This is a genomic window from Niveispirillum sp. (genome assembly GCF_017996735.1).
Classification (GTDB): domain Bacteria; phylum Pseudomonadota; class Alphaproteobacteria; order Azospirillales; family Azospirillaceae; genus Niveispirillum.
The window spans coordinates 1-4,645 of record NZ_JAGOGJ010000245.1; the positions used below are offsets into that span (position 1 = coordinate 1).

A 4,645-nucleotide genomic window follows, 5' to 3' on the forward strand; every position below is an offset into this window, starting at 1 on the left:
CCTGGGTGATGCTGCCCTACTTGCCCGACTGGCGCTGGCTGCTGAACCGCCACGACACACCCTGGTACCCATCGGTACGCCTGTTTCGGCAGCCATCCTGGGGCGACTGGACGGGGCTGGTACAGACCATGGCCAAAGCCCTGGCCGACCTCCGCAAAGCCGCACCAACAGGCAAACGCTCATGAACAAACGCGGGCACAGGATGGCCAGGTTGGGGATGGGCCTGTGTCTGCTGCTGGCGGCCTGTGCCATCCAGGGCCGGCAACAGCATGGGCCGGATCTGGCCGCCGCCGGCGGCTGGCAATGGCGCACCATCCCCGCCGGTCCCTTTGAGTTGGCCGCCGCCACCCGCCCGGCGCGGGTTTCCGTTGCCGACACAGCCCCCCTGGTCATCTATATCGAAGGCGACGGTTTCGCCTATCGCAGCGCCACCCAGCCGGCACAGGACCCCACGCCCGTCGATCCCGTGGCCCTGCGTCTGGCCTTGGCGCATCCGGGCGATGGACCTGCCGCCTGGCTGGCCCGGCCCTGCCAATATACCGCCGTGCGCCGCCCCTGCGATCCCGCCTATTGGACCGATGCGCGATGGGCGCCGGAAGTGGTGGACAGTACAGGCATGGCGCTGGATCAACTGAAACGGGACGCGGGCGCGGGCCGGCTGGTGCTGGTCGGCTATTCCGGGGGCGGTGCCCTTGCCGCCCTGCTGGCCGAACGCCGCGACGACGTTGTCGCCCTGGTTACCGTGGCCGCCAATCTGGACCTGGACAGTTGGGTGCGCGCCCATGATCTGGCCCCGTTGACCCGGTCGTTGAATCCAGCCGCAGCGGCGGCGGCATTGGCGGCCTTGCCGCAGATCCATATCAGTGGCGGTCGTGATACCACCGTCGGCCGCGACATCCTGCGCGCCTTTACGGACCGGCTGCCGCCGAGCGCCCCCGTCCGCGTGCTGGATATTCCCGATCAGGATCATGGCGGCGGGTGGGCCACTATCTGGCCGGAACTAAGCCGCCGGGCGGAGTTCAAGTCCCTTCCCGGATGGCTGCCGCCGTCCGGCGGCTGACCCGGCTCAGGCCGGCTGTTACGCCTTCACCAGGGCAGCGAAGCCCATGGTCATGAGGGGAACCAGATCGAACAATATCCGGGTTTCCGACGGCCGCCGGCACCACATTTCATCTCTTGACTCAGGTGTCACATGTGTCACATTGTGCATATGACACCCTTTCGAATAGAATTCCAACCGGGCCAGCCCATCGTCGATCAGGTCGTGTTTGCCGCGACCCGGGCGTTCGTCAGCGGGCAGATGTTGCCAGGGGACGCCTTTCCATCGGTGCGCGCCCTGGCGGCAGACCTGCGCATCCACCCCAATACGGCGCACAAGGCGGTACAGGCCCTTATCCGGGAGGGATGGCTTGAGGTGCATCCAGGTATCGGGACCATTGTTGCGCACCGCGTTGCCCCGGCCGGGGGCGACCGGTGGGGGCTGTTGAACGACAAGGTCGATGCCCTGGTCGTCGATGCCCGGAGTGCCGGGATTTCTCTGGAGGATCTGCAGCGCGTGATCGTGGAGCGATGGGCGGCACTGGACAAGACGGAGGTCCGCTGATGATCGTGGAGACAACAGCCCTGTCGCATATGTTCGCCGGACGCGAGGTGGTTCGCGACGTCGGCCTGCAGGTGCCCATGGGCGCCGCCATGGTCCTCCTGGGGGCCAATGGCGCCGGCAAGACCAGCTTGCTGCGGCTGCTGCTGAATATACTGCGCCCATCGAAGGGCGGGGCCCGATTGTTCGGCCGTGACAGCCGATGCCTGGGGCCGGAGGATTTCCAGAGGATCGGCTATGCTGCGGAAAGCCAGATATTGCCGGGCCGGCTGAGTGTCTCGGCCTATTTCGACTATCTCCGCCCGCTTTATGAGCGATGGGACGGGGCGTTGGAGCAGCACCTTCGCCGGCATTTCGGTTTGCCGGGGGGACAGCGCATCGACCTTCTGTCCCATGGCGCCAGCATGACGCTGAGACTTGCCACGGCGCTGGCTTTCCGTCCGACCCTGCTCATTCTCGACGAGCCGCTGGGCGGGCTTGACCAGGATGTCCGGGAACAGGTGCTGGACATCCTGATCGACCGGGCGGGCGACACCACGATCCTGATGGCAACGCAGGAGATCACGGACATCGACCGTTTCGCCACCCATGTCGCCTTCATGGCCGATGGCCGCCTGTTGTTTCAGGAGGAAACCGGCACGCTTGCCGCCCGAATGCGCGATGTGCGCGTCCAGGTGGGCGAGATGTGGGACCTGCCGGCCACTCTGCCGGAAAGCTGGCTGACAGCGACCCGTACCGGCCGCACGCTGGGTTTCATCGATAGCGGCTTCGTGTCGGAGGCGGTCCTTCGGCAGCAACTGGCGGACTGCGGCATCGAAATCGGTGGGCTGGACATTCGCCCCCTGGCATTGCGGGACATCGCCGTGCCCTTGATACGGGCGCAACGGGGGGAGACCGGGCAATGACCAGACCGTTCATCGCCATGCGGGCGATTTTTATCAAGGATATGCGGTTGCTCTGGCCGCTCATGCTGGTTTGCGCCGCCCTGTTCCTCCTGCGGGCAGGACTGCCGGGACCGGCAGGCCGATTGGTGGAAACGCTTTCCATCGGGGCGAATATCTTCCTGATCGTCGCGGCCATTCAACTGGATGCGCCGTCGGGTCTCCGGCTCGACTGGCGGACACGGCCCATCACGCCCGTCACGCTGCTGGTCGGGAAGCTGGGCTTCCTGACCGCCTCTCTGCTGCTGCCGTCGATGGTCGCCGACCTTCTGCATGATGTGATCGCGGGTGTCGGGCCCGGCGCCCTTTTGCCGCGGCTCCTTGATGACCATGGCAGGGCGGTCATCATGGCATTGCCGATCATCGCCATGGCCGCCCTGACAACACGGTTGCTTGACGCTGGTGTCCTGGGATTGGCGGTGGCGGTGTTGAACGCGATTGTGCTGTCGGTGATGTTGACGCTGGCCGGCCAGTCGCCTGATCAGTTAGATGAACAGGTCCTGTGGCCGATGGTCCCTGTTCTGGCAGCCATTGTCGCGGTGGGCAGCATCCTGGTCTTGTGGCTGCACTATGTGCCGCGCAGAGAAGGCGCGGCGCGGCTTGCCTTTGGGATCACCGCGCTGCTTGCGGCGGCAACCCAGGCGGGCTTCATCCTGACGCTCTAAACGGGAGCCATCCCCATGTTGACCATCACGGGTCTGTTCAAGACCTATGCCGGAGGCGTGCGCGCGCTTGATGGCATCGACATCGACATTCCCCGGGGCCTGTTCGGGCTGCTCGGCCCCAATGGCGCCGGAAAATCGACGCTGATGCGCACGATCGCCACCCTGCAGGATGCCGATACCGGCACGATCCGGTTCGATGGCATCGACGCGTTCAAGGACCGCATGGCCCTGCAGCGGCGCCTTGGATATCTGCCGCAGGAATTCGGCACCTATCCAAGGATATCGGCCCAGGCAATGCTGCGCCATTTCGCGGCCCTGAAGGGTATCCATGGTGCGGCGAACCGCGCCATCGTCGATGAATTGCTGGTGCGCACAAACCTGTGGGAGGCGCGGACGCGCAGCGTCGACACTTTCTCCGGCGGCATGCGGCAACGTTTTGGCATCGCCCAGGCCTTGTTGGGCAATCCGGACCTGCTGATCGTGGATGAACCCACGGCGGGACTTGACCCGGTGGAGCGCCGCCGGTTCCAGAACCTGCTGTCGGAAGTGGGGGAGGATGTGGTCGTGATCCTGTCCACGCATATCGTGGAGGATGTCGCAGCCCTGTGCCCCCGCGTCGCCATCATGGCCGACGGCCGTATCCTGAAGTCGGGCGACCCGCGCGAGCTGACGGCGGAACTTCAAGGAAACCTGTGGAGCGGTATCGTCGACAAGGGTGGGGCCGGCCATCCGGGCGCGGGCCATCAGGTCATCACGACCCGCCGCTTCGCGGGCCGCACGGAGGTGCGGGTCCTGGCGGCGCAGGCACCGGCCGGTTTCACGGCGGCAGCACCCACGCTGGAGGATGTCTATTTCAAGACCCTGATCGACCATGGCATCCCTATCCAGGCGGAGTAAACCCATGCGCGCCTTCCTCGACATCTTCGTATTCGAGATTCGGTTCCAGGCGCGCTCAGCCCTGTTCGCGGGTCTGACCGTGATCACAGCCTTTATCCATTTCTGTGCCACGCGCAAATGGGGCATCGATATCGGGCTGGGTGCCGCCAAGGATGCAGCCGGTCTGGAATATAATTCCGCCCTGGCCATCATCCAGAACGCGCTGACATTGAGCCTGTTCTCTGTCTTTCCGGCCATGGCACTGGTCGCCGGGGCGGTAATGCGCGACCGGGAACGCAGGATGGTGCCTCTTTTCCATACGCAGCCCATCCCACCCGCCGCCTATGCCGGCGGACGCTTCGCGGGGGGCATGGTGCTGGCCCTGGTCACCATCCTGGCGGGTCTGGCCGGTGCCCTGGCCGGTCTGGTCCTGCCCGGTGTCGATGACGCGCACCTCCTGCCATTTTCCGCGGCACCCTGGCTCTATGCGTTATTTGCCATTGCCATGGCGAACATGCTGATCGTCGGCGCGCTCATCGGGGCGGCGGCCCTGGCTACACGGT

Annotated in this window: 6 protein-coding genes and 1 pseudogene; all 7 read left to right on the forward strand. The window is 65.4% G+C overall.

What is annotated here, in order from left to right; all coding sequences use genetic code 11:
* Positions 1-185, forward strand: a pseudogene (locus KBA48_RS32515) (glycosyltransferase); the annotation flags it as partial.
* A 17-nt stretch (positions 186-202) separates the two neighbouring features.
* Positions 203-1,060, forward strand: coding sequence for an alpha/beta hydrolase (locus KBA48_RS32520; protein WP_292912816.1), 858 nt, complete (start codon positions 203-205; stop codon positions 1,058-1,060).
* Between the two features lie 150 nt (positions 1,061-1,210).
* Positions 1,211-1,603 carry a GntR family transcriptional regulator gene (locus KBA48_RS32525; protein WP_292912817.1) on the forward strand — a complete coding sequence of 131 codons (393 nt, stop codon included), beginning with the start codon at positions 1,211-1,213 and terminating at the stop codon, positions 1,601-1,603.
* The gene (locus KBA48_RS32530; protein ID WP_292912818.1) at positions 1,603-2,505 is read left to right on the forward strand and encodes an ATP-binding cassette domain-containing protein; all 903 of its coding nucleotides are present in this window, start codon (positions 1,603-1,605) and stop codon (positions 2,503-2,505) included. Before KBA48_RS32525 ends, KBA48_RS32530 begins: the two co-directional genes overlap by 1 nt.
* Before the next feature lie 122 nt (positions 2,506-2,627).
* Complete coding sequence (locus KBA48_RS32535) at positions 2,628-3,206, forward strand: hypothetical protein (RefSeq protein ID WP_292912819.1); 579 nt, start codon at positions 2,628-2,630, stop codon at positions 3,204-3,206.
* A 15-nt stretch (positions 3,207-3,221) separates the two neighbouring features.
* A complete protein-coding gene (locus KBA48_RS32540) occupies positions 3,222-4,103 on the forward strand; it encodes an ABC transporter ATP-binding protein (RefSeq protein ID WP_292912820.1) in 882 nt (293 codons plus the stop codon).
* Between the two features lie 4 nt (positions 4,104-4,107).
* Positions 4,108-4,645, forward strand: a 538-nt coding sequence (locus tag KBA48_RS32545) for a hypothetical protein (RefSeq protein ID WP_292912821.1), incomplete at its 3' end; no start/stop codon positions are given.

Bases quoted from the DNA above. Each gene is read 5' to 3' on its own strand.
- KBA48_RS32520 (WP_292912816.1), top strand. From the start codon at position 203: ATGGCCAGGTTGGGGATGGGCCTGTGTCTGCTGCTGGCGGCCTGTGCC.
- KBA48_RS32525 (WP_292912817.1), top strand. From the start codon at position 1,211: ATGACACCCTTTCGAATAGAATTCCAACCGGGCCAGCCCATCGTCGAT.
- KBA48_RS32530 (WP_292912818.1), top strand. From the start codon at position 1,603: ATGATCGTGGAGACAACAGCCCTGTCGCATATGTTCGCCGGACGCGAG.
- KBA48_RS32540 (WP_292912820.1), top strand. From the start codon at position 3,222: ATGTTGACCATCACGGGTCTGTTCAAGACCTATGCCGGAGGCGTGCGC.